11 protein-coding genes are annotated in these 21,136 nt (G+C 63.9%); 8 read left to right on the top strand and 3 right to left on the bottom strand.

The annotated features are described in order from the left end of the window. Positions 1-7: 7 nt before the first annotated feature. Positions 8-8,200 (top strand): two-partner secretion domain-containing protein, encoded by an 8,193-nt coding sequence (locus tag M1D34_RS12195; protein WP_498779211.1) that lies wholly within the window; start codon positions 8-10, stop codon positions 8,198-8,200. Between the two features lie 147 nt (positions 8,201-8,347). Beyond that, positions 8,348-8,812 carry a hypothetical protein gene (locus M1D34_RS12190; protein ID WP_498779209.1) on the top strand — a complete coding sequence of 155 codons (465 nt, stop codon included), beginning with the start codon at positions 8,348-8,350 and terminating at the stop codon, positions 8,810-8,812. Between the two features lie 289 nt (positions 8,813-9,101). Here the strand turns inward: M1D34_RS12190 and M1D34_RS12185 are convergent, their stop codons facing one another. Together M1D34_RS12185 and aceA are read right to left on the bottom strand one after the other, a co-directional pair. After that, positions 9,102-9,341 carry an SMc00767 family acetate metabolism repressor gene (locus M1D34_RS12185; protein ID WP_003527087.1) on the bottom strand — a complete coding sequence of 80 codons (240 nt, stop codon included), beginning with the start codon at positions 9,339-9,341 and terminating at the stop codon, positions 9,102-9,104. A 111-nt stretch (positions 9,342-9,452) separates the two neighbouring features. Beyond that, positions 9,453-10,742 carry an isocitrate lyase gene (gene aceA, locus M1D34_RS12180; RefSeq protein WP_003527089.1) on the bottom strand — a complete coding sequence of 430 codons (1,290 nt, stop codon included), beginning with the start codon at positions 10,740-10,742 and terminating at the stop codon, positions 9,453-9,455. A gap of 227 nt (positions 10,743-10,969) precedes the next feature. Here aceA and M1D34_RS12175 point away from each other — a divergent pair, with 227 nt between their 5' ends. The 5 genes from M1D34_RS12175 to M1D34_RS12155 all read left to right on the top strand — a co-directional run bounded on the left by M1D34_RS12175 (position 10,970) and on the right by M1D34_RS12155 (position 16,822). Further along, the gene (locus tag M1D34_RS12175) at positions 10,970-12,382 is read left to right on the top strand and encodes a helix-turn-helix domain-containing protein (RefSeq protein ID WP_498779207.1); all 1,413 of its coding nucleotides are present in this window, start codon (positions 10,970-10,972) and stop codon (positions 12,380-12,382) included. Between the two features lie 341 nt (positions 12,383-12,723). Further along, positions 12,724-13,818, top strand: a complete 1,095-nt coding sequence (locus M1D34_RS12170) for a polyamine ABC transporter substrate-binding protein (protein ID WP_003527093.1) — start codon at positions 12,724-12,726, stop codon at positions 13,816-13,818. A 120-nt stretch (positions 13,819-13,938) separates the two neighbouring features. Beyond that, on the top strand, positions 13,939-15,081 hold the full coding sequence (locus M1D34_RS12165) for an ABC transporter ATP-binding protein (RefSeq protein WP_498779205.1): 1,143 nt from the start codon (positions 13,939-13,941) through the stop codon (positions 15,079-15,081). A gap of 4 nt (positions 15,082-15,085) precedes the next feature. Then, positions 15,086-15,997: an ABC transporter permease subunit gene (locus M1D34_RS12160; RefSeq protein ID WP_153314372.1), complete on the top strand. Its 912-nt coding sequence runs from the start codon at positions 15,086-15,088 to the stop codon at positions 15,995-15,997. A 3-nt stretch (positions 15,998-16,000) separates the two neighbouring features. Beyond that, complete coding sequence (locus M1D34_RS12155; RefSeq protein ID WP_003527099.1) at positions 16,001-16,822, top strand: ABC transporter permease; 822 nt, start codon at positions 16,001-16,003, stop codon at positions 16,820-16,822. Between the two features lie 292 nt (positions 16,823-17,114). Here M1D34_RS12155 and M1D34_RS12150 read toward each other — a convergent pair whose 3' ends face one another. Next, positions 17,115-18,941 carry an AsmA family protein gene (locus tag M1D34_RS12150; protein WP_498779202.1) on the bottom strand — a complete coding sequence of 609 codons (1,827 nt, stop codon included), beginning with the start codon at positions 18,939-18,941 and terminating at the stop codon, positions 17,115-17,117. Between the two features lie 172 nt (positions 18,942-19,113). On the opposite strand from M1D34_RS12150, the gene M1D34_RS12145 reads away from it, so the two are divergent. Further along, a complete protein-coding gene (locus tag M1D34_RS12145) occupies positions 19,114-21,066 on the top strand; it encodes an acetoacetate--CoA ligase (RefSeq protein WP_498779201.1) in 1,953 nt (650 codons plus the stop codon). The last annotated feature ends 70 nt before the right edge of the window (positions 21,067-21,136 follow it).

Raw genomic sequence — 21,136 nt, 5'->3', positions numbered from 1 at the left:
TTCGGGAATGAAGAATGGGTTCAAACGGTCGATCAGCGGGCTGCTTGCCGCCGTCCTGGCATTCCAGCCCGTGCTCGTTCGTGCCGGCGAGATCGTCCATGTCAAACCCGACACTGCCCGCCCGCGTGTCGACCGCGCCAATAACGGAACGACGATCCTCAATATCGACACGCCGAATGCCGCCGGCGTCTCGCATGATCAATACAGGAAGTTCTCCGCCGGGGACCTGATCCTCAACAACTCGCCGACGAATGTCACGACCGAACTCGGCGGATGGATCGAGGGCAATCCGAACCTCAAACCCGCCAATCCGGCAAAGCTCTGGATCGGCGAAGTCGTCGGCGGCAGTGCGGCCGAGCTGAACGGAATGCTCGAGGTCGGCGGACCGGCGATGGACGTCGTGCTTGCCAACGAGTACGGCATCACCTGCAGCGGCTGCGGCTTCATCAATACGGGCCGCGCGACACTTACGACCGGAGCCCCGGCGCTGAACGCGGCCGGTGGCCTCGACCGGTTCGACGTGCGCCAGGGCACCGTGACGATCACCGGCGCAGGCCTGAACCCGGAAAGCCGCGTCGGCGCTTCCGATACGGGACGTGTCGACGTCATCGCGCGCGCGGCCGCGATCTACGGCCGCATGCGTGCCAAAGGCCTGAACGTCGTCAGCGGCGCCAACGCCGTCAAATACGATTGGTCCTACGATCCGGCCACCGGAAAGGTAACCGGCGTCGCACCCCAGGACGGAACCGGGGCCGCGCCGGCGCTCGCCGTCGACGTCTCGGCACTTGGCGGCATGTACGCCGATGCCATTCAGATGATCGCCACGGAGCGCGGCGTCGGGGTGCGCATCGATGGAGAAATGGCCTCGGGATCCAGCCTTTCGCTCTCGAGTGCCGGACGCCTGAGCCTCGGTTCATCCTCCGGCGTCGGCCTCAAGGCCAGGCAGAAGGTAATCGTGCGCAGCGAGGGACCGCTTCTGCTCGAAGGGTCCGTAACCTCCGAACAGGGCGACCTCGTCGACATCCGCACGGGAGGCGCGCTGACCTTTACCGGCCAGGCCTCCGGCGGCAACATCCTGCTCGAAAGCGCCGGCGCCGCCAATGTCGCAGCCGCCGTCGCGGCCCGCGGCAAGCTCACATTGCGCTCGACGGGCAGTTCCCTCACCGTCGGGGCCGATGCGGCGCTCTCGGCGCGCAGCGCCGTGCTCACGGCCGGCGGGAACCTCACCCTCAAGGGCAGTCTGGACGCCGGCGGGGCAGCAGAACTCGCTGCCGGCGAGACGCTCGAAGCGGGAGCGGGCGCGAAGGTCTCGGCCGGCAGCCTGCGGCTCGGCGGCACGGCGGTAGCGACCGCGGGCTTGCTCAAGGCCGCCGGCGCTCTGGCCGTGACGGCCGGCTCCGGCGGTCTGGCGAACAATGGCGAACTCAGCGGCGAATCGGTGGCCATTGCCAGCACCGGCAATACAAGCAATTCCGGCGCGATCCTCGCTGCTCGTGACCTGCGTATCGAGAGCCTCGATTCGATCGCCAATAGCGGTTCGCTCGCGGGGGCATCGGCGACGTTCGTTGCCACGCGCGACACGGCCAACAGCGGCACCATCGCGGCCGCGGGTGCACTCGATATATCCGCCGGGCTCAGGCTTTCGGCAACGGCCGGCTCGAAGATATCAGGCGGAACCGTCGCACTCAGCGGCGGAACGGTCGAAACCGCCGGCACGATCGTCGCCAATGCTGCACTGACGATCGAAGCGGCGGCGGGAGGTCTGTCCAATAGGGGAACCGTCCAGGCGGCGACGACCGGCATCCGCTCGGCGGCCGCCCTCCTCAACGAGGGGCAGATCGGCGGCCGGGACGAGGTGGCAATCGCCGCCGCCGCCGATCTCGGCAATGAAGGGGTGATCTCCAGCCTCGGGACAGTGCGGCTGCAGTCGGGCGCGACGATGGCGCTCGGCAAGGACTCCGAGACATCCGGCGGGAATGTCGCCCTCTCAGCGGCAGCGCTTCACTCCGCCGGCACGGTCGTCGCAGACGCCGCCTTGACGATTGCGGCCGGAGGCGGCGGCATCGGCAACAGCGGGCTTCTGGCCGGCGAGACCGTTAACGCTACGGCAAAGGGTCAACTTGCGAATAGCGGCGCCATCAGCGGACGCAGCGCCGTCTCCCTCGATGCCGCCGCCAGTCTGCTGGTGAGCGGCTCGATCACCAGCGAAGGCACGATCGGCCTCTCGGCGGAGCAGACGCTGTCAACGATGGCCGCCGCCGAAATCGCCGGGGGATCGGTCGCACTCACGGGTGGTTCGGTCCGTTCGGCCGGCACAGTGGTCGCCGACGCCGCCCTCGAAATCGTCTCGGCAAGCGGCGGTATCGTCAACAGCGGCACGCTCGTCGGCGCCCGGGCGGTCGCGGGGACGGGAGGCTCCTTCCGCAACGAGGGCGCGGTCGCGGGCAGTACCGAACTGCTCATCGCGGCGACCGATATCCGCAACAGCGGCGTGCTTTCCAGCAATGGCCTCGTTCTGCTGAAGGCCGCGCGTTCGGTCGTCACCGATGACGGTTCCAGGGTCGCCGGCGGTGCCGTGGATGTCTCCGGGGAGAGCCTTGCAACCGCCGGCGTCATCCTTGCCGAAACGACGCTCCGGCTCGCTTCGGGCAGCGGCGGAACCGCCAGTTCGGCAACGATCAGCGCCTCGACTGCCGAGCTCGTGTCCACGGGCGAGGTCGGTAATGCCGGGGTCGTCGAGGGGATCGATAAGGTCGTCATCGACGCCGCGGCCGTCACCAACGACGGCACGCTGCTCAGCCGCGGTCGCGTTGGGATCGACGCCGATCGAACCGTCGCCACCGGCCGTGGCTCCGGCATCCAGGCCGGCGCGGTCGCGATCGATGCTGCAAGAGTCGCTACCGCCGGCACGATCGTGGCCGACCGGACGCTGGAGATCGTCGCGGACAGTGGCGGTATCGGCAACAGCGGGACGCTCATCGGCGGATCGGCGCGCTTCGAGACCACGGCGGCGTTCCGCAACGACGGCCGCATCGTCGGCGCCCAGGACCTGTTTGCCGCCGCCGAGAATATCACCAACAGCGGCGTCCTCGCAGGCGACGGGGCGATCCGGCTTGACGCCGGCAAAACGCTGACCACCACGGCCGACGCCCGCATCGATGGCGGCGCCGTGGACCTCGCCGCCGAGAGGATTCTCTCTGCCGGCACGACCCTCGCCGATACCGGCCTGAACGTCTCCGCCGGCACCGGTGGCCTGCTCAATTCCGGCAGCCTCGTCAGCAGCAGCACGACGCTTGCTTCCGGGGCGGCGATCGACAATCAAGGCAATATAGAGGGCACGTCGGCGCTGACGATCGCCGCGGCCACCGCTTTCGCAGCCACGGCAAATTCGAGCATTCGCGCCGGCGATGCGGCAATTTCTGCGGATGCCGTCGATATCGCCGGAAAGCTTGCCGCAACCGGCCTGCTTGCCGTGAATGCCGGCTCCGGCGGTCTGAAGAGCAGCGGCACGCTCAGCGGCGGCTCTATCGATCTCGTCTCCGCCGGCACCTTCGCCAATACCGGTCTCGTCTCGGGCGGCGATACCCTGACGATTGCAGCCGCCGCCCCCTTCATCAACGCCGCCGCGCTCGTCTCCGGCCGCGACCTCGCGATCTACAACGATCAGATCCTGAACAATGGCGGCGTCATCTGGGCGAACGGTTCGATCACGCTTGCCGCGAACACCGCGCTCGATCCCGCAGATGTGGTCCAGAACACCGATGGCCGCATCGAGGCTCTCCAGGGCGACCTGACGATCCGCGCGAACGAGGTCTACAATGTCGGCACCGCGCCCACGATAGGCTCGAGCCAGATCATCAAATGGCTCGAGAAAGGCAGTGCCGGGACGACCGAGCCGGCGGAAGAGATCCTCAAGCTGATCGATCCCGCCTATCTCGATGCCAACGGCAACATCAAGCCGTCCCATGCCGGTGCCTATGCCGCGCTCTGGGCCGACCTGGTGAGTGGCGGTTCCTTGCTCTCCGCCACAAGCCGCTCGATCGTCAAACCGAGCGTGACGACACCGAGCGGTACGGCGCTCGCCGCCGCCTTCGCCGGCATCTGGTCGGACATGCTCGCCAGGGCGAATGCCGCCGGAACGCCCGATCCGGCCGCCGCGATCAAAGAGCTCGTCAGCGACACCGCCTTCGCCTCAAACGGCGACATCCTGCCGCAAAACGCCGCAGCCTATGCGGCGCTCTGGGACACGCTCGCCTCCGGCGGCACCACCGTCACGGACGACGTCAAGGCAATCCTCAAACCGACCTCGCTCGAGGTCGAAGGCACCGGTACCGATCCCGCGACGGGTGAAACCGCAACGGTCTATTCGAACCGGCTGGTGGCCGCTGCAACCTCGCCGTGGAACGCGATGACCGCCGGGTCCGGCGCCGCCTACGACATCGTCAAGATCCTCTACCAGGACCGCTTCCAGGATGACGGCGTGCTTGCCGAGTTGGTCGCCGGCGGCAGCATCGACATCAAAGCCGGCAAGGTCGAGAACATCTACGGCAATATTTCGGCGGCCGAAAACATCGTCATCACCGCCGACGACGTGAAGAACCAGGCGCTCGGCGCCAGCCAGTTCCTCGTCGAGGTGCATAAGCGCCCGGATTGCTTCACCTGCCACGAAGGCAAGGTCGAGTTCTACGACACCTTCGGCGGCCGCATCGAGGCGAACGGCACGGTTGCGATCTCCGGCAATCTCGAGAACATCACGCTGCCTTCCTCCGAGCTCTCCACGAAGGACGTGCTCGACAAACTCAACGCCTATATCGCCGAGCGGCAGGCTGCAGGCGATCCGGACATGGCCGGCGTCCCGCCCGCCAGCGACAAGAACTTCGAGCTTACGGAAACCCGGACAGACGACTATACGGCGCCCGTGGCCGGCAACGGCAGCGAGGTCCGCAAGGTCGAAGGCACCGATCTGGGATCAGAAACGAAGGTCGATACCGGCCCTCCTGCGAAGTTCGATCCGCTTTCTCCGATTGCCGTCAACCGGTACGGGCCGGTCGTCGTCGATCCTTTGGCGCCGGTCGCGGTGGACAGGCCCGCACCGGCGTCCGTTGCGCTTCCCGGCACGCCGACCGTCATTCCCGTCGATACCGCGGTGCTCTCCGAAAAGTTGCTGCCGGTCGTGCCGCTTCGGCCCTCGCTCTCGCCCACCGCTTCCGTCGATGCGCTCCTCGTCGCCGGCCTCACCACGCTTGCCGAGACCGATCCGGAGTTCACGCAATACGCCAATTTCGTCACCTCTGATTACCTGATGTCCGAGGGGCGGCTCGCCTACCGGGACGACCTCGTCAACAATGGCCGGGAGACTATCCTCGCTGCCCTGAAGCGCGCGGGTGAGCGCGTGCCCGTCCCCGCTTTCGATTATCTCGACAAGCCGGCCCAGGTGCCGGCGCCAGACGGCTCGGGCTCGCGCATCGTCTATCCGAAGGCCGTGCCGCTCTGGCTCGACGCGACCGGCGCCCTGATCCAGGGCAGGGACGTGGCGATCGCCTCCGGCTCGCTCACCAGCAGCGGGACAATCGCGGGAAGCCGCAGCCTGACGGTCAGCGCAGGCACGGTCTCGGTCGATAGTGGCAGACTCATCGCCGAAAGCGGCGCCCTGACACTCTCCGCCCTCGACGCCGCGTCCTTCGAGAACGCCACGATCAGCGGCGGCAGCGTTGCGCTGGTGACCGGCGGCGAACTCCTCGCAGCCGGCACCTCGATCGTTTCCGCGGGCGACCTTTCGATCTACGGGAACGCCGGCGTGACCTTGACCGGGCTCGAACGCAGCTTCGCCGGCACCTGGGCCAACGGCACCTTCGAGACCGTCGACCAACAGCTCTCCACCCTCCAATCCGGCGGCGACCTCGCGATCGTCAGTGGCGGCGCGCTGACGCTTGCCGGCGTCACCGGCGATGCGGCGGGCGCCCTCAGCCTGGCGGCAGCCGGCGACCTGGTGCTGTCGGCGGTGGAGTCCACCACCGTGTTTCAAAGGAGCGGCCGCAGGTCCAGCCTCGACATCTCCACCGTCGCCAGCTCGGCGACGAAGCTTAACGCCGGCGGCGACCTGTCGGCGCTTGCCGGCGGCAGCGCGGTCCTCGTCGGCACGGCGCTCGACAGCGGCGGCTCCATCCGCCTCGCGGCGAAGGACGAGGTCGTGCTCGCCGCGGCGCAGGACATCTATTCCTACGATGCGAAGACGCAGAAGAAGAGCCTCTTCAAGAAGAAGTCGACCTCCGTCTCCAAGGCCCGCGTCACCAATGAGGGCGTCTCGATCGCAGCGGCCGGCGACGTCGACGTCATCGCCGAGACCGGCGATTTCGTCACCGCCGGCTCCCGCTTCGTCTCGGCCGGCGGCGACATCGGCCTCTCGGCGACGGAAGGCGACATCTACGCCGGCGCCTATACCGACATTTTCCAGGAAAGCCGCACGACGAAGAAAAGCTATTTCTTCGGCCTCTTCGGCTCGACCACGAACTCCAGCGCCGAGAGCCGCTTCAGCACCGGCACCGATGCGCTCGCAGCGCTCGATCTGACCCTCGTCTCCGGCGCCGATACCACGCTCGTCGGGGCGCATCTTGCCGCCGGCGGCAATCTTTCGGTCGATACCGGCGGCGACTTCAAGGTCGAAGCGGCGATCGACAGCGAGCGCAAGGCCTTCTTCTCCAACAATCTCGGCCTCGTCACCATGACGACGATCACCGAGAGAAGCTTCCGTGAGGCGGCCACGCTCTCCTCCTTCGAGGCAGGCGGCGCGGTCGACTTCTCGATCGGCGGCCAGGCGAGCCTCAGCCTCTATAACCAGGCCCGCGTCGATCCGGCCAATCCGGGCGATCTCTATCCGGAGGAACTCCTCGCCATCGCCGGGCTCGCCTTTATCGAGGCCGGCCTTGCCAACGAATATTTCTACGACAAGCAGGTCGCCCTCTCGCCCGCCTTCAAGGCCCTCGTCGCCGTCGCGGTTGCCAACTTCGTGGCGCCGGCCATCGTCGGAACGGTCCTGCCGGGTCTCAGCGGCTGGGCCGTGGCCGCCGCCGAAGCCTTCACTTCCTCCTTCATCGTCGAGAGCCTCGACGGCATCGTCTCGGGCAACTACGACATCGGCGAGATTCTCAAGGGCGCCGCCTTCTCCGGTGCCACCGCGGGGCTGAAGGACGCCGTCAATATCGACTTCGCCACCGGCAGCCCGGCTCTCGATAATCTGGTGCCCGGCTTCGGCAACGGCCAGCCCACCATGGCCGGGTTGCTGAACGGCGCTGTCGACGGGGCAATCACCGAAGGCCTTTCCGCGCTCGTGTACGGCACGGATTTCGGGTCCGGCTTTTCACAGTCGCTTCTGTCCGTCGCCGTAAACGCCGTTGCGGGTGCGGCGATCTCGGAGGTTGCCGACGCCGGCGGGCATCTGGCGGTGTCGCTTGAAAAGACGGTCGCCAAGGCGCTGATCAACTGCGCGGCAGCCGAGGCAAGCGGCGGCAATTGCGGCGCCGCCGCCCTCGGCACGCTCGTCACCGATATCGCCGCGGCAAGCGGCATCACGGCCGAGACGCCGGAGGAATACCGCGCCAAGCTGAAGATGATCGCAGCGGTCGCCGGCTGGCTGGCCTCGGGCGGCGACCCGGACAATCTGAACACCACCGTCGACGCGGCAATGCGCGACGTCGACAACAACATCCTTCCGGCTCTCATCGCCGTCTTCGTCATCGGCCTGACGGCAGCCGATTACGCCCTCACCGGCTACGACGCCTACCAGCTGACCAAGGCGGGGCTTGCCTGCGACGCAGGCGACACGGCCGCCTGCGCCGAAGCCGCCCAGATGGTCAAGGACTTCGCCCTCGAGACCGGCGTGACCCTGACCGCAGGGGCGTTCGTGCCCGGCGATAAGATCGGCATGAAGATCATGGGCGCGCTCCGCAAGAGCGGCAATGACGAGGTCATCGATGCGGCCGAGAGGGCCGGGCAGGAGGTTGCTGCAAGTAGAGCAACCATAGGCGGAAAGACCTGTGTTTATAGTTGTGTGGTGGATGGCACGACACGGTATGTCGGAATTTCCGATGATATTCTGAAGCGTGGTCAGGCGCACATGCGCGAAAAAGGAATTGTCATTGAAAAATTGAAGGCTTGGAGAATCTTTCTCGGGCGGATGCAAAAGCCGTGGAGCAAACACTAATTAATTATTATGTATTGGGCAAAGATGGTGGCACGTTGCTCAACAAGATAAATTCGATTTCCGCGGTAAGGAATCCGACGGAATACGAGCAAGCGTTAATTCGCGGTGCAGAAATCCTCAAGAAAAACAATTATCCAGGATTTTAAGATGGCCAAGAGGGCAAAGATTGGCGATGTCATACAAATACTGACATCTGAGGGGGTGGCATATGCTCAGTTCACCCATAAACATGAGGAGTATGGACATCTTCTTGCCGTTTTCGAGGGCTTTCACAAAGAGCGGCCCAGCGAGTTTAAACAAATTGTAGATGTGGAGCCGCAATTTTATGCGTTCTTTCCACTTCAATCAGCTTTGAATCAGAATTTAGTTTCGGTAGTGGCAAACACGCCTGTTTCCATCGGAAATCAGCCTTTTCCGATGTTTCGAACGTGCCATTATACAAGGGACGGTGCGAAAGTTAACTGGGCTGTCTGGGATGGTGAGAAATCTGAGCGCCTTGGTCGAGACCTCAACGAGAGGGAAAAGAAATACTCTTTGAGGGGGATTATCAGCGCCCCACTACTGGTTGAGAGAATTGAACAGGGCTATCGTCCCGAAACCCACGACATTTGAATACTTTGCCGGTAAGTTATGAACTATGTCCCACTGAGTGGTGCAACTGGCGACGTCTTCGCGGCATCTCAGCGGCTCGGTCATATCGGGGTGTGGCTTGTCCGGTATCGGGGTAAGTGCAAAAAAGACGGTATGCGCCTGACAGTACCGCACTGTGCACGGTCTCGCCATGTAACTAGCAACATAAAGAGTGCCGTTGAGATAGCCCTTCATTCGGCGGCTCCGGCTCCACCGTCGGCGGCGATCTTTCGATCGCCGGCCTCGGCGACGTCGCGCTGCACGACAACAATCAGTGCCTGCCTTGCGTGACGATGACGGGGATCAGCAGGTCGCCCCAGTTGCCGTCGCCGCCGTGATGGCGCGCCGAACGGACCAGTTCTACGGAAACCCCCGCATCGACGGCCTTCATGACCGCCTGGTTGAGGCGGTGCAGGTCGTTGGCGACCATGCGGATCGCCGCCTGCTGTTCCGGTGTCATGGCCGACGATTGTTCCTCGGCCCGTTCCTTGACGCGTGTCTGTACAGTCATCGGAGTGCTCCTTTGGGCGATGGTCGCGGGGGACTTCGTTGATTCCCGCTTCAGTTTCGAGGTCTGGTTGGGGACGCGCGGCGGGGCAGGGGTGCCGCGCGTCCCGCTCGTTCATTCTGCTGCCGGGCGGAACTGATCGTGCTCGGTGGATTCCTTCATGGCAGTGGTCGACGACTGGCCGCCGGTGATCGCGACCGACACGGCATCGAAATAGCCGGTGCCCACTTCGCGCTGGTGCTTGGTCGCCGTATAGCCGTTGGCTTCGGCAGCGAATTCCGCTTCCTGCAGCTCCGAATAGGCCGCCATCTGACGATCCCTGTAGCCGCGCGCCAGTTCGAACATGCCGTAGTTCAGCTGATGGAAGCCGGCGAGCGTGATGAACTGGAACTTGTAGCCCATGGCGCCCAATTCGCGCTGGAACTTGGCGATCGTCGCGTCGTCGAGGTTCTTCTTCCAGTTGAAGGACGGCGAGCAATTATAGGCGAGCAGCTTGCCCGGATGTGCCTTGTGCACGCCTTCGGCAAATTTGCGCGCCTGCTCCAGGTCGGGCTTGGAGGTCTCGCACCAGATGAGGTCGCAATGCGGCGCATAGGCGATCGCGCGGGCGATGCAGGGCTCGATGCCGTTCTTCACCTGGTAAAAACCCTCGACGGTGCGGCCGGCATCATAGTCGACGAAGGGGCGGTCGCGCTCGTCGATATCAGAGGTGAGCAGTTTCGCCGCTTCCGCGTCCGTGCGGGCGATGACCAGCGTCGGCGTGCCCATCACGTCGGCGGCAAGCCGCGCCGCGTTCAGATTGCGGATATGCGCCGCGGTCGGGATCAGCACCTTGCCGCCGAGATGGCCGCACTTCTTTTCCGATGCGAGCTGGTCCTCGTAGTGGACGCCCGCCGCACCCGCTTCGATGAAGGCCTTCATGATCTCGAAGGCGTTGAGCGGCCCGCCGAAGCCGGCTTCCGCATCGGCGACGATCGGCGCGAACCAGGTCTCGACGGAGAGACCCTTGCCTTCCGCCGTCTCGATCTGGTCGGCGCGCTGAAGCGTGCGGTTGATGCGCTTGGCGAGTTCCGGAGCCGCGTTGGCCGGATAGAGCGACTGGTCCGGATACATGGCCGAAGCGGTGTTGGCGTCGGCTGCGACCTGCCAGCCGGAGAGATAGATCGCCTTCAAGCCTGCGCGCACCATCTGCATCGCCTGATTGCCGGAAAGCGCGCCGAGTGCATTGACGAAGTCTTCCTCGTGGATGAGCTTCCAGAGGCGGTTCGCCCCCATTTCGGCAAGCGAATAACGGATCTCCACCGAGCCCCTGAGCCGCTTCACGTCCTCGGCGGAATAGGGCCGCTCGATTCCGTCGAAGCGCCCCTCCGGCGCATTTGGAACGAGCTTGTAAAAATCAGTCATACCTGCCTCCTCGTGAAATCGGTTCGTCTTCGGCTTTCGTCTTACGGCGTCTCTAGGCCGGAAGATCATGTGACAGTTTTTACATTGCGCTGCAGAAACCCGCTATCGAATTCCTGTTTCAAGCCGGCGGAAACGGGTTAGCTTGTCTTGCCTTTGACAGTATCCGCAAGTAAAGTTGTAAAAGATGTCAAAGCGGATCATCTGCCTGGTTTGTAAAGGGAATTACAATGGCCGAGAACAAGATTTTTGCGGGGCCGCGGGTCAGGCGGATCCGCAACGGCCTTCAGCTGACGCAGACGGCCATGGCCGAGGCGCTTGGCATCTCTCCTTCCTATTTGAATCTCATCGAGCGCAACCAGCGGCCGCTGACGGTGCAGCTGCTCTTGAAACTGGCCTCCGTCTACAAGGTCGATCTCGAAGAGCTTCAGGGTGAGGCGGGCAGCGGTCTTGCGCAGCTGCGCGAGGTCTTTGCCGATCCGCTGCTTGCCGGCGAACTGCCGGGGGACCAGGAGCTGGTGGAGGTCGCCGAAGCGGCGCCGAACGTCTCCGGCGGCATCGTCAAGCTTTATCGCGCCTACCGCGAACAGGCCTCGCGTCTGAGGGATCTCGCCGCTCTGCTGGCGGGCGAGGGACATATGGCGGCACTTGCCGATACCCGGCTGCCGATGGACGAAGTCCGCGAGGCGTTCGAGGCTCGGCCCAATCACTTCGCCCGCATAGAGGAGGCGGCGGAGGCCCTGCATGCAAGCCTCTCGCCCGGCGACGATCTTTCAGGCGCAATGAAGGCTTGGCTGAGAAGGGAGCACGGACTTGCGGTCCGGACCCTGCCGGTGCACGTTATGCCCACCCTGCGCCGCCGCTTCGACCGCCACTCGATGCGCCTCTTCATCTCCGAACGTCTGTCGCCTTTCGATCAGCTGCGCGAGATCGCGATCGAGGTGGCTTCGATCGCCTGCCACGAGGCGATTGCCGCCGAGCTCGAGCAGTTCCGCTTTACCACCGCCGAAGCGCGGCGCATCGGCCGCTTCGAACTGGCGCGCTATGCCGCCCATGCGCTGATGATGCCCTATGCGGCATTTCTCGCCGCCGCGCAGCGGATGAAATACGATGTCGCTGTTCTTGCGGCGCGTTTCCAGGTCTCCTACGAGCAGGTCGCCAATCGTCTCACGATGCTGCAGCGGGCCGGCGCGGCGGGGGTTCCGTTTTTTCTCATGGAGATCGACAGCGCCGGCAACAGGCTGCGTCGCGCCGGAGCGCAAGGATTTCCCCATGCCCGCTTCGGCGGCGGCTGTCCCAAGCTCAACGTCCAGGCTGCCTTTGCCGCGCCCGGCCAGCTTCTCGTCGACCGCGTCGAGATGCCTGATGGCACCGTATTCCTCACTGTCGCCCGCACCGTCGACGGTCCGCAGGCCGCCTTCCACGAACGGGTTCGGCGCACGGCGATTCTCATCGGCTGCGAGGCAACCTTAGCGAATGAGACGGTCTACGGCGCCGCCGCAGTCATGCCGGCGATCGCAATCGGTCCGGCCTGCCGGCTTTGCGAGCGGCAGGGGTGCCTGGCGCGCGCCGAACCGCCGATCACCCGACCGCTCGGTCTCGACGAAATGGCCACCGGGCTGAGCGTCTTCGACTTTCAGTGAGCCCGCGCGAAATGGCGCGCAATCCGCAGGCGGACTTCGTTATACGACCGCGAGTCCCGAAACGTCACAGGAATCCAGCCGGCCCAAGTCCTTGGGCCGATCGAACTCTTACGCGTCCGCAGACGCGGCGCTGCTGGGCCCCGTGACAAGCACAGGGATGAGGTGAGAGGAGGGACTTTCAGGCTGGAAAACCGTGAGCCACTTTTCCCGGAACTGCTCTAACTCCTTGAGCTTATCGAGAAAGATGCCTAACCTCCGCATCGGCACGATCAACAGACGGGGCGTAACGGCACTGGAGAAGAGGATTACTGTCCCGAGCCGATAATCAAGAGGGGAGTTGTATGTCCAAACTCATCGTCGCAACCTTGACCACCGCGGTGCTTGCGGGATCCACCATGCTGGCTTTCGCCCAGGAGCGGGTCGTCAACGTCTATAACTGGTCGGACTATATCGACGACAGTATTCTGGAGGAGTTCACCAAGGAGACCGGCATCAAGGTCGTCTATGACGTCTTCGACTCGAACGAGATTCTGGAAACGAAGCTGCTCGCCGGCGGTTCCGGTTACGACGTCGTCGTTCCGACCGCCTATTTCCTGCAGCGCCAGATCGCTGCCGGGGTGTTCCAGAAGCTCGACAAGTCGAAACTGCCGAACATTTCCAACATGTGGGACATGGTCATGGAGCGTACCGCGCAGTACGATCCCGGCAACGAATACGCCGTCGACTACATGTGGGGCACGACCGGCATCGGCTACAATGTCGAGAAGATGAAGGAGATTCTCGGCACGGACGAGAAGCCGAACTGGGATGTGATTTTCGACCCGGAGATTGCGGCGAAGTTCAAGGACTGCGGCATACATCTCCTGGATTCGCCCACCGACATCATGCCCTCGGCGCTCGCCTATCTGGGGCTCAATCCCGACAGCCACGACCAGGCGGATCTCGAAAAGGCAGCCGACCTGCTGATGAAGGTCCGTCCCAATATCCGCAAGTTCCATTCGTCTGAATATATCAACGCGCTCGCAAACGGCGACATCTGCCTGGCCGTCGGCTTCTCGGGCGATGTCTTCCAGGCGCGCGACCGTGCGGCCGAGGCAAAGGCCGGCGTGACGGTCGACTATTCGATCCCGGAGCAGGGCGCGCAGATGTGGTTCGACATGCTGGCTATCCCTGCCGACGCACCGCATGTCGCCGAGGCGCACGAGTTCATCAACTACATGATGAAGCCGGAAGTCATCGCCAAGGCCTCGAACTACGTGTTCTACGCCAATGGCAACAAGGCCTCGCAGCAGTTCCTCGACAAGGAAGTGCTCGAGGACACCGCCATCTATCCGTCCGATGCCGTGATGCAGAAACTCTTCACCACGACGCCCTTCGAGGCTAAGGAGCAGAGGGTATTGACCCGGCTCTGGACCAGGATCGTCACTGGTCAGTAGGAGCGAAAACGAATTGCCCGGACCTCAGATCCGGGCAATTTTCTTGTAAGTTTCTGCGCTCAACTCTCGACGTGTCGGCGCCGGCCATTGCGTATGGACTGTGCCATTCGAGGATAGATGATGAAGTCTCTCGGAAGTATCCGGCGTTCTTTCGCGCCATGGGCGGACCCCGCCTCCAAGCCTTTCATTTCCGTCAAGAACGTCACCAAAAAGTTCGGTGACTTCACCGCCGTGGACGATCTTTCGCTGAACATCTACACGCGCGAATTCTTCGCGCTCCTCGGCGCTTCGGGCTGCGGCAAATCCACCCTCCTGCGGATGCTGGCCGGTTTCGAGCAGCCGACATCAGGCGAAATCATCCTCGACGGCCAGAGTCTGGCGGGCATCCCGCCCTACCGCCGCCCGGTCAATATGATGTTCCAGTCCTATGCGCTGTTTCCGCACATGACGGTCGAAAACAACGTCGCCTTCGGCCTGAAGCAGGACGGAATGCCGAAAGCGGACATCGCCGAACGCGTCGTGCAGATGCTGAAGCTCGTGAAGCTGGAGAAGTTCGCCAAGCGCAAGCCGCATCAGCTTTCCGGCGGCCAGCGCCAGCGCGTCGCCCTTGCCCGTTCGCTGGCAAAGCGGCCGAAGGTGCTGCTGCTCGACGAGCCGCTCGGCGCGCTCGACAAGAAGCTGCGCGAGGAAACGCAATTCGAGCTCATGGACCTGCAGCAGGAACTCGGCCTCACCTTCGTCGTCGTCACCCACGACCAGGAAGAGGCGATGACCATGGCGGACCGCATCGCCGTCATGAGCCACGGCAAGGTCGTCCAGGTGGCGACGCCGGCGGAGATCTACGAAGCGCCGAATTCGCGCTTCGTCGCCGACTTCATCGGCGACGTGAACATATTCGACGGTAAAGTGACCTCGGCTGAAGACGGCTATATCCGTGTCGAGACGACGGGCGGCATCCCGGTGCGGATGGCGTCGCCGGAAAAACCGGGGAACGGCGCAAAGGCGGCTGTCGCCATCCGGCCCGAGAAGATCAGAATCGGCCGACAGCCGCCGGCGCATGCGCCGGTGAACGCCGCCGAAGGCGAGATATGGGACATCGGCTACCTCGGCGACATGACGGTTTTTCACATCCGGCTGAAGGACGGCAAGGTCGTCAAGGCGTCATCGCTGAATGCGGTCCGGGCGGTCGAGGACCCGCTCGGCTACGACCAGCAGGTCTGGATCTCCTTCGGCGACGACGCGGGCGTCGTATTGAAGGATTGAAGCCATGGCGAAACTTGCCTCAGCCCTCGTCAGCCGCCTGGTCATAATCATTCCCTATGCCTGGCTCCTGTTCTTCTTCCTCATCCCGTTCTTCATCGTTTTCCGCATCTCGCTGTCGCAGACGGCCGTTGCGATGCCGCCCTATATGCCCGTCTTCGACCTGGCCGGCGGCCTTTCCGGCATCATCGAGAAGCTCGGCGAATTCTCGCTCGACAACTACGTCTGGCTGACGGAGGACGTCCTCTATTTCAACGCCTATGTGTCGAGCGTCGTCATCGCCGCCATCTCGACCTTCCTGACGCTCCTGATCGGCTATCCGATCGCCTATGGCATGGCAAAGGCGCCGCGTTCGCTGCGGCCCACGCTGCTGATGATGGTGATCCTGCCCTTCTGGACGAGCTTTCTGATCCGTGTCTATGCCTGGATCGCCATCCTGAAGCCGGAGGGCCTGCTCAACCAGTTTCTGTCGGCGGTCGGCCTGATCGATCAGCCGCTCATCATCCTCAACACCAACTTGGCGATCTATATCGGCATCGTCTATTCCTATCTGCCCTTCATGGTGCTGCCGATCTACTCGGCGCTTGAGAAGATGGACCATTCGCTGACGGAAGCCGCCCAGGACCTCGGCTGCACGCCTGCCGCCGCCTTCTGGCGCGTGACCTTTCCTCTGTCGCTCCCCGGCGTGGTGGCGGGCTGCCTGCTCGTTTTCATTCCGGCTGTCGGCGAATTCGTGATCCCCGACCTCCTCGGCGGCTCGGAAACACTGATGATCGGCAAGACCTTGTGGAGCGAATTCAATTCCAATCGCGACTGGCCGGTTTCGTCGGCGGTGGCGATCATCCTGCTCATGATCCTGGTGATACCGATCGTCTATTTCCAGAACATCCAGGCCAAAGCCGACGGCGAGGAGAGGTGACCTATGGAGAAGTGGTCCCGTTTCAACATCGCCTCGGTCGTTCTGGGCTTCGGCTTTCTCTATCTGCCGATCGTGCTCCTGGTGATCTTCTCCTTCAACGAGTCGAAACTGGTCACCGTCTGGGCCGGGTTCTCGACCAAATGGTACACCCAGCTCTGGCATAACCAGGGACTTCTGGACGCGGCCTGGGTAACGATCCGGGTGGCGCTCCTTTCGGCGACCTGCGCGACCGTCCTCGGAACTCTGGCGGCGCTCGCGCTGGTGCGCTACACCCGCTTTCGCGGCCGCGTTCTGTTTTCCGGCATGGTCTATGCGCCCCTGGTGATGCCGGAGGTGATCACCGGCCTGTCGCTGCTGCTGCTCTTCGTGGCGATCGGGTTCGACCGCGGTTTCTGGACGATCACGCTCGCCCATATCACCTTCACCATGTGTTTCGTCGCGGTCGTGGTCCAGTCGCGTCTTCTGAGCTTCGACCAGTCGATCGAGGAGGCAGCGCTCGATCTCGGCGCGACCCCGGTCAGGACCTTCTTCGCGATCACGCTGCCGGTGATCGCGCCGGCCGTCTTTTCCGGCTGGATTCTCGCTTTCACGCTGTCGCTCGACGATCTCGTGATTTCAAGCTTCACGACCGGGCCGGGCGCCACGACGCTGCCGATGAAGATCTACAGCCAGGTCCGTCTCGGCGTGACGCCGGAAATCAATGCCATCTGCACGATCCTGATCGGCATCGTCGCGCTGGGTGTGATCGTCGCATCGATCGTCACGAAGCGTCGTGAAGTCCAGCGCGAAAAGGACGAGCGAGCAGCCTTCGCGGCGATTGGGTGAGCGAGGGCGCGTTGAGGTTCATCTCGAGTTTGTGACGGCTGCTCGGAGGAGTGCCATCTCTCTTCCTCGTCATCTCTGTGCTCGTCACAGAGATGAGAGCTGCGCCGCGTCTGCGGCGCGCGGAAGAGTTCTTTCAGCCCAAGGACTTGGTCTGGCTGGATCCCTGTGACGAGCACAGGGATGAGAAGATCAAACAAGCCGCGGCGAGATTCCCAATCTCAACAGGCCTCAAAGCATTTCCAGGAAAAGTGTGTAACGGTTTTCCGTCCGGAAGTGCGTTATTGCATAGATGTCACTTCGGGCTGAGGAGAACCGAAAGCGGCGAGATCACCGCATTCGGCCAGGAGCCGCCGATGAAGAATTGCAGCGGCTCCTTGCCGGCCTCGGGGGCCGCGAGCGTCCCCGCCAGGGCCAGACTGCCGCTTCGATAGGGGACGACGCCGGTCACCGAAATATTGGCTGCGGGGCCGACGAAAGCGGCCCGGTCCAGCCGGGCGGTGCCGCCGCCGAAGCTCGCCTCGATGTCTGCCGTCTGGAACTCGAGCGTGCCGTCGCTTGCCTGCGACAGAGAGAAGAATTCCCCCTTGCGCACGAGATCGGTGAAGGCGTGAACGTCGAAATCGGCGAGCCTGCCATTGGTGAGCGAATAATCGACACGGCCGAAGACATCGGCGACGCCGGCCTCCCAGAGGGGGCGGCCGGTGGCAAGATCGACGCTGAGAACGCCCCGGCCTGTCGGAACGGGACCCTTGAGGCCGAAGCTGTCGAGGACCGCAGCGAAGTCGGCGTCTTTCAGGTTCACCTGCAGCTTGCCGCCTTGCCCCACCCCTTTCTCTGAAAGCACGGCGCGGCCGCTCAGCCTGCCATTCGCATAGGTGCTGTCTCCGATGTCGAGCGAAACCCGGCTTCCATCGATCATCACCCCGGCCGCGACATCGGTCAGGTGCAACGGACCGGCCAGGACTTCCTGCGACGACAGCCGGACATCCAGGCGCCAGCCCCCGACAAGAGCCTGGGCCATCCGCCATCCGCGGTCGTCCCCCTGCGCCGGCTTCAGCGTTGCCAATGGCAAACCGTTGAGATCGATCCGGTCGAAGGCGAGCGTGCCTTCCACGCGCGGCCCTTTGCTGGACGGCAATTGCACGTCCAGAACGCCCGTCGCCGTGGCCTCGCCGATCGCCAGCTGGAGCTCCTCGAGCTTCAGCGCCGTCTCACCGGTGGTCACCCTCGTATCGATACTGAACCCGCCCGGGGGCAATTCCGCATCCGGAGCCCCGCGGTACCACGCGGCAAGCGCTGCCAGCGAAGGTGCGGACATCTGCAGATGGCCGGAGGCGAAAGGCTGCGACGAGAAATTGCCGGTGCCCTCGAAGGAAAAGGTCAACGGAGCCGACGTCAGCGATGTCTTGAGAGCGGCGTTGCGCCTGGCAAAGAGGGCGAGCGGTTCTTCGCATACGAAGGCCCAGCCTACCGCTTCGCCGCCGATGACCGCGGCAAATTGTGCGCTCAGCCGCCCACCGAAGGAAGGCCATTTGAGGGTCCCGGAAATCCCCGCGACGTCTATGCCCTCCCCGGTCGCCGCCAGGCGGTCGACAACGCGGAAGCGGCCATTCTCGATCGTGATGTCTCCGAAGGGAGCCTCATCCCGCGGCATGGCATTACCCGGCGGCACCAGCCAGTCCGGCTTTTGCCAGTTGACGGCGCCGTCCGCTCCGCGCTCGAACGTGATGACCGGATCGACGAGCGTGATCTCCTCAAGAGCCTGTTCGCCCCGAAGTGCGGAAAGCAGGCTGAACGAAGCGGTGATGCGGCCGATCTCTGCGAGCCGGCGCGGTTCGGGTCCGGTGGAGACGATCGTCGTTGCGGGGAGCGTCACCAGGGGTTCCGGCCAGAACCGGACTTCCGGCTCGCCGCTGATCGTGCTCTTCCCGCCCGACCAGTCGTCGAGCATCCGCTCCATCGTCGCGCGGGCCTCGGTCGTCGAAACCACGAGCGGCAGCGCGGCATTGTACGCGGCGGCGAGGGCGATGCCTATGGCGGCCGACCAAACGAGGTGGCGTCGGCGAAGCCGCGCCCACAGGCGCGAATCGCGCAATATCTGGAACATCTTCCTCGTCATTCGGTCGGACTTGCCATCGCCTCGGGTAAGCCGCTTGGATAGGACTTCGGCTTGCATAAAGCAAATGCCACTGACATGAAAATGTCGCCGTCGCGACCATGCGGAGCCGCATCCGCGCTGTTTGTACCGCGCTGCAGCATGATATAGAAAAGTCCGAAGAGTGGAGGAGAGCATGCAAGCAGAACGACCTTTGTGGGTTCCGGACAGGGAGATAGTCGAACGCAGCCCGATGGCTGAGTTCATTGACTGGTGCGGGGAGCGCTTCGGGCGCAGCTTCGCCGACTATGATGCCTTTCATGACTGGTCGGTGAGCGAGCGCGGCGCGTTCTGGACCGCCGTATGGGAACATTGCAAGGTCATCGGCGAAAGCGGGGAGAAGGCGCTCGTCGACGGCGACCGGATGCTCGATGCCCGTTTCTTTCCGGAAGCGAGGCTCAACTTCGCCGAAAACCTGCTGCGCAAGACGGGGAGCGGCGATGCCTTGATCTTCCGCGGCGAGGACAAGGTGAGCTACCGGCTGACCTGGGACGAACTGCGCGCCCTGGTGTCGCGTCTGCAACAGGCGCTGAGGGCGCAGGGGATCGGCGCCGGCGACCGCGTCGCCGCGATGATGCCGAACATGCCCGAGACGATCGCACTCATGCTTGCGACCGCTTCCGTCGGCGCCATCTGGTCGTCCTGTTCGCCCGACTTCGGCGAGCAGGGCGTCCTCGACCGCTTCGGCCAGATCGCCCCCAAGCTCTTCATCGTTTGCGACGGCTACTGGTATAACGGCAAGCGGCAGGACGTGGACTCGAAGGTGCGTGCGGTGGCCAAGTCGCTCGGCGCGCCCACCGTCATCGTTCCCTATGCCGGAGACAGCGCCGCGCTTGCGCCGACCGTCGAGGGCGGTGTGACGCTTGCCGGTTTCATCGCCGGATTCCAGGCGGGACCGCTTGTCTTCGAGCGCCTGCCGTTCGGCCATCCGCTCTACATACTGTTCTCCTCGGGCACGACCGGCGTACCCAAATGCATCGTCCATTCGGCCGGCGGAACGCTGCTGCAGCACCTCAAGGAACATCGCTTCCATTGCGGGCTGAGGGACGGCGAGCGGCTGTTTTATTTCACCACCTGCGGCTGGATGATGTGGAACTGGCTGGCCTCGGGCCTCGCCGTGGGCGCAACGCTGTGCCTCTATGACGGCTCACCTTTTTGCCCCGACGGCAACGTGCTCTTCGATTATGCCGCCGCCGAACGCTTCGCCGTGTTCGGCACCTCGGCGAAATATATCGACGCCGTGCGCAAGGGCGGGTTCACCCCGGCAAGGACGCACGATCTGTCGTCCTTGCGGCTCATGACGTCCACCGGCTCGCCGCTTTCGCCGGAGGGCTTCTCCTTCGTCTATGAGGGCATCAAGCCCGATGTCCAGCTCGCCTCGATTTCCGGCGGTACCGACATCGTCTCCTGCTTCGTGCTCGGCAATCCCCTGAAACCCGTGTGGCGCGGAGAGATCCAGGGCCCCGGCCTCGGGCTCGCCGTCGATGTCTGGAACGACGAAGGCAAGCCGGTGCGCGGGGAAAAGGGCGAACTCGTCTGCACCAGGGCGTTTCCGTCGATGCCTGTCATGTTCTGGAACGATCCGGACGGCGCGAAGTATCGAGCCGCCTATTTCGACCGCTTCGACAATGTCTGGTGCCACGGCGATTTTGCCGAATGGACACCGCATGGCGGCATCGTCATCCACGGCCGTTCCGACGCTACATTGAACCCCGGCGGCGTGCGCATCGGCACGGCGGAGATCTACAATCAGGTCGAACAGATGGATGAAGTCGCCGAAGCACTGTGCATCGGCCAGGACTGGGAGGACGATGTCCGCGTCGTCCTGTTCGTGCGGCTGGCCCCCGGGGTCGAGCTGACCGAAGCACTGACCAGGGAGATCAAGAACCGGATCCGGTCCGGCGCCTCGCCGCGGCACGTGCCGGCGAAGATCATCGCCGTCGCCGACATCCCGCGCACCAAGTCCGGCAAGATCGTCGAACTGGCTGTGCGCGACGTGGTGCACGGCCGTCCGGTCAAGAACAAGGAAGCGCTGGCGAACCCGGAAGCTCTCGACCTCTTTGCGGGGCTCGAGGAACTCAAGAGCTGAGTTGGGGCTGACATCCGTCTCCATTTGCGCCGCTGTTCCTCTGCCCGCGCCGCTGACGCGGGGCAGGAGA

The sequence above is a fragment of the Ensifer sp. D2-11 genome, assembly GCF_054161295.1.
The sequence above is the reverse complement of the archived record's forward strand: the minus strand, read 5'-3'. Positions and strand labels throughout refer to the sequence as shown.

Bases quoted from the DNA above. Each gene is read 5' to 3' on its own strand.
- M1D34_RS12195 (WP_498779211.1), top strand. From the start codon at position 8: ATGAAGAATGGGTTCAAACGGTCGATCAGCGGGCTGCTTGCCGCCGTC.
- M1D34_RS12165 (WP_498779205.1), top strand. From the start codon at position 13,939: ATGAAGTCTCTCGGAAGTATCCGGCGTTCTTTCGCGCCATGGGCGGAC.
- M1D34_RS12155 (WP_003527099.1), top strand. From the start codon at position 16,001: ATGGAGAAGTGGTCCCGTTTCAACATCGCCTCGGTCGTTCTGGGCTTC.
- M1D34_RS12150 (WP_498779202.1), bottom strand. From the start codon at position 18,941: ATGACGAGGAAGATGTTCCAGATATTGCGCGATTCGCGCCTGTGGGCG.
- aceA (WP_003527089.1), bottom strand. From the start codon at position 10,742: ATGACTGATTTTTACAAGCTCGTTCCAAATGCGCCGGAGGGGCGCTTC.
- M1D34_RS12185 (WP_003527087.1), bottom strand. From the start codon at position 9,341: ATGACTGTACAGACACGCGTCAAGGAACGGGCCGAGGAACAATCGTCG.
- M1D34_RS12160 (WP_153314372.1), top strand. From the start codon at position 15,086: ATGGCGAAACTTGCCTCAGCCCTCGTCAGCCGCCTGGTCATAATCATT.
- M1D34_RS12190 (WP_498779209.1), top strand. From the start codon at position 8,348: ATGGCCAAGAGGGCAAAGATTGGCGATGTCATACAAATACTGACATCT.
- M1D34_RS12175 (WP_498779207.1), top strand. From the start codon at position 10,970: ATGGCCGAGAACAAGATTTTTGCGGGGCCGCGGGTCAGGCGGATCCGC.
- M1D34_RS12170 (WP_003527093.1), top strand. From the start codon at position 12,724: ATGTCCAAACTCATCGTCGCAACCTTGACCACCGCGGTGCTTGCGGGA.
- M1D34_RS12145 (WP_498779201.1), top strand. From the start codon at position 19,114: ATGCAAGCAGAACGACCTTTGTGGGTTCCGGACAGGGAGATAGTCGAA.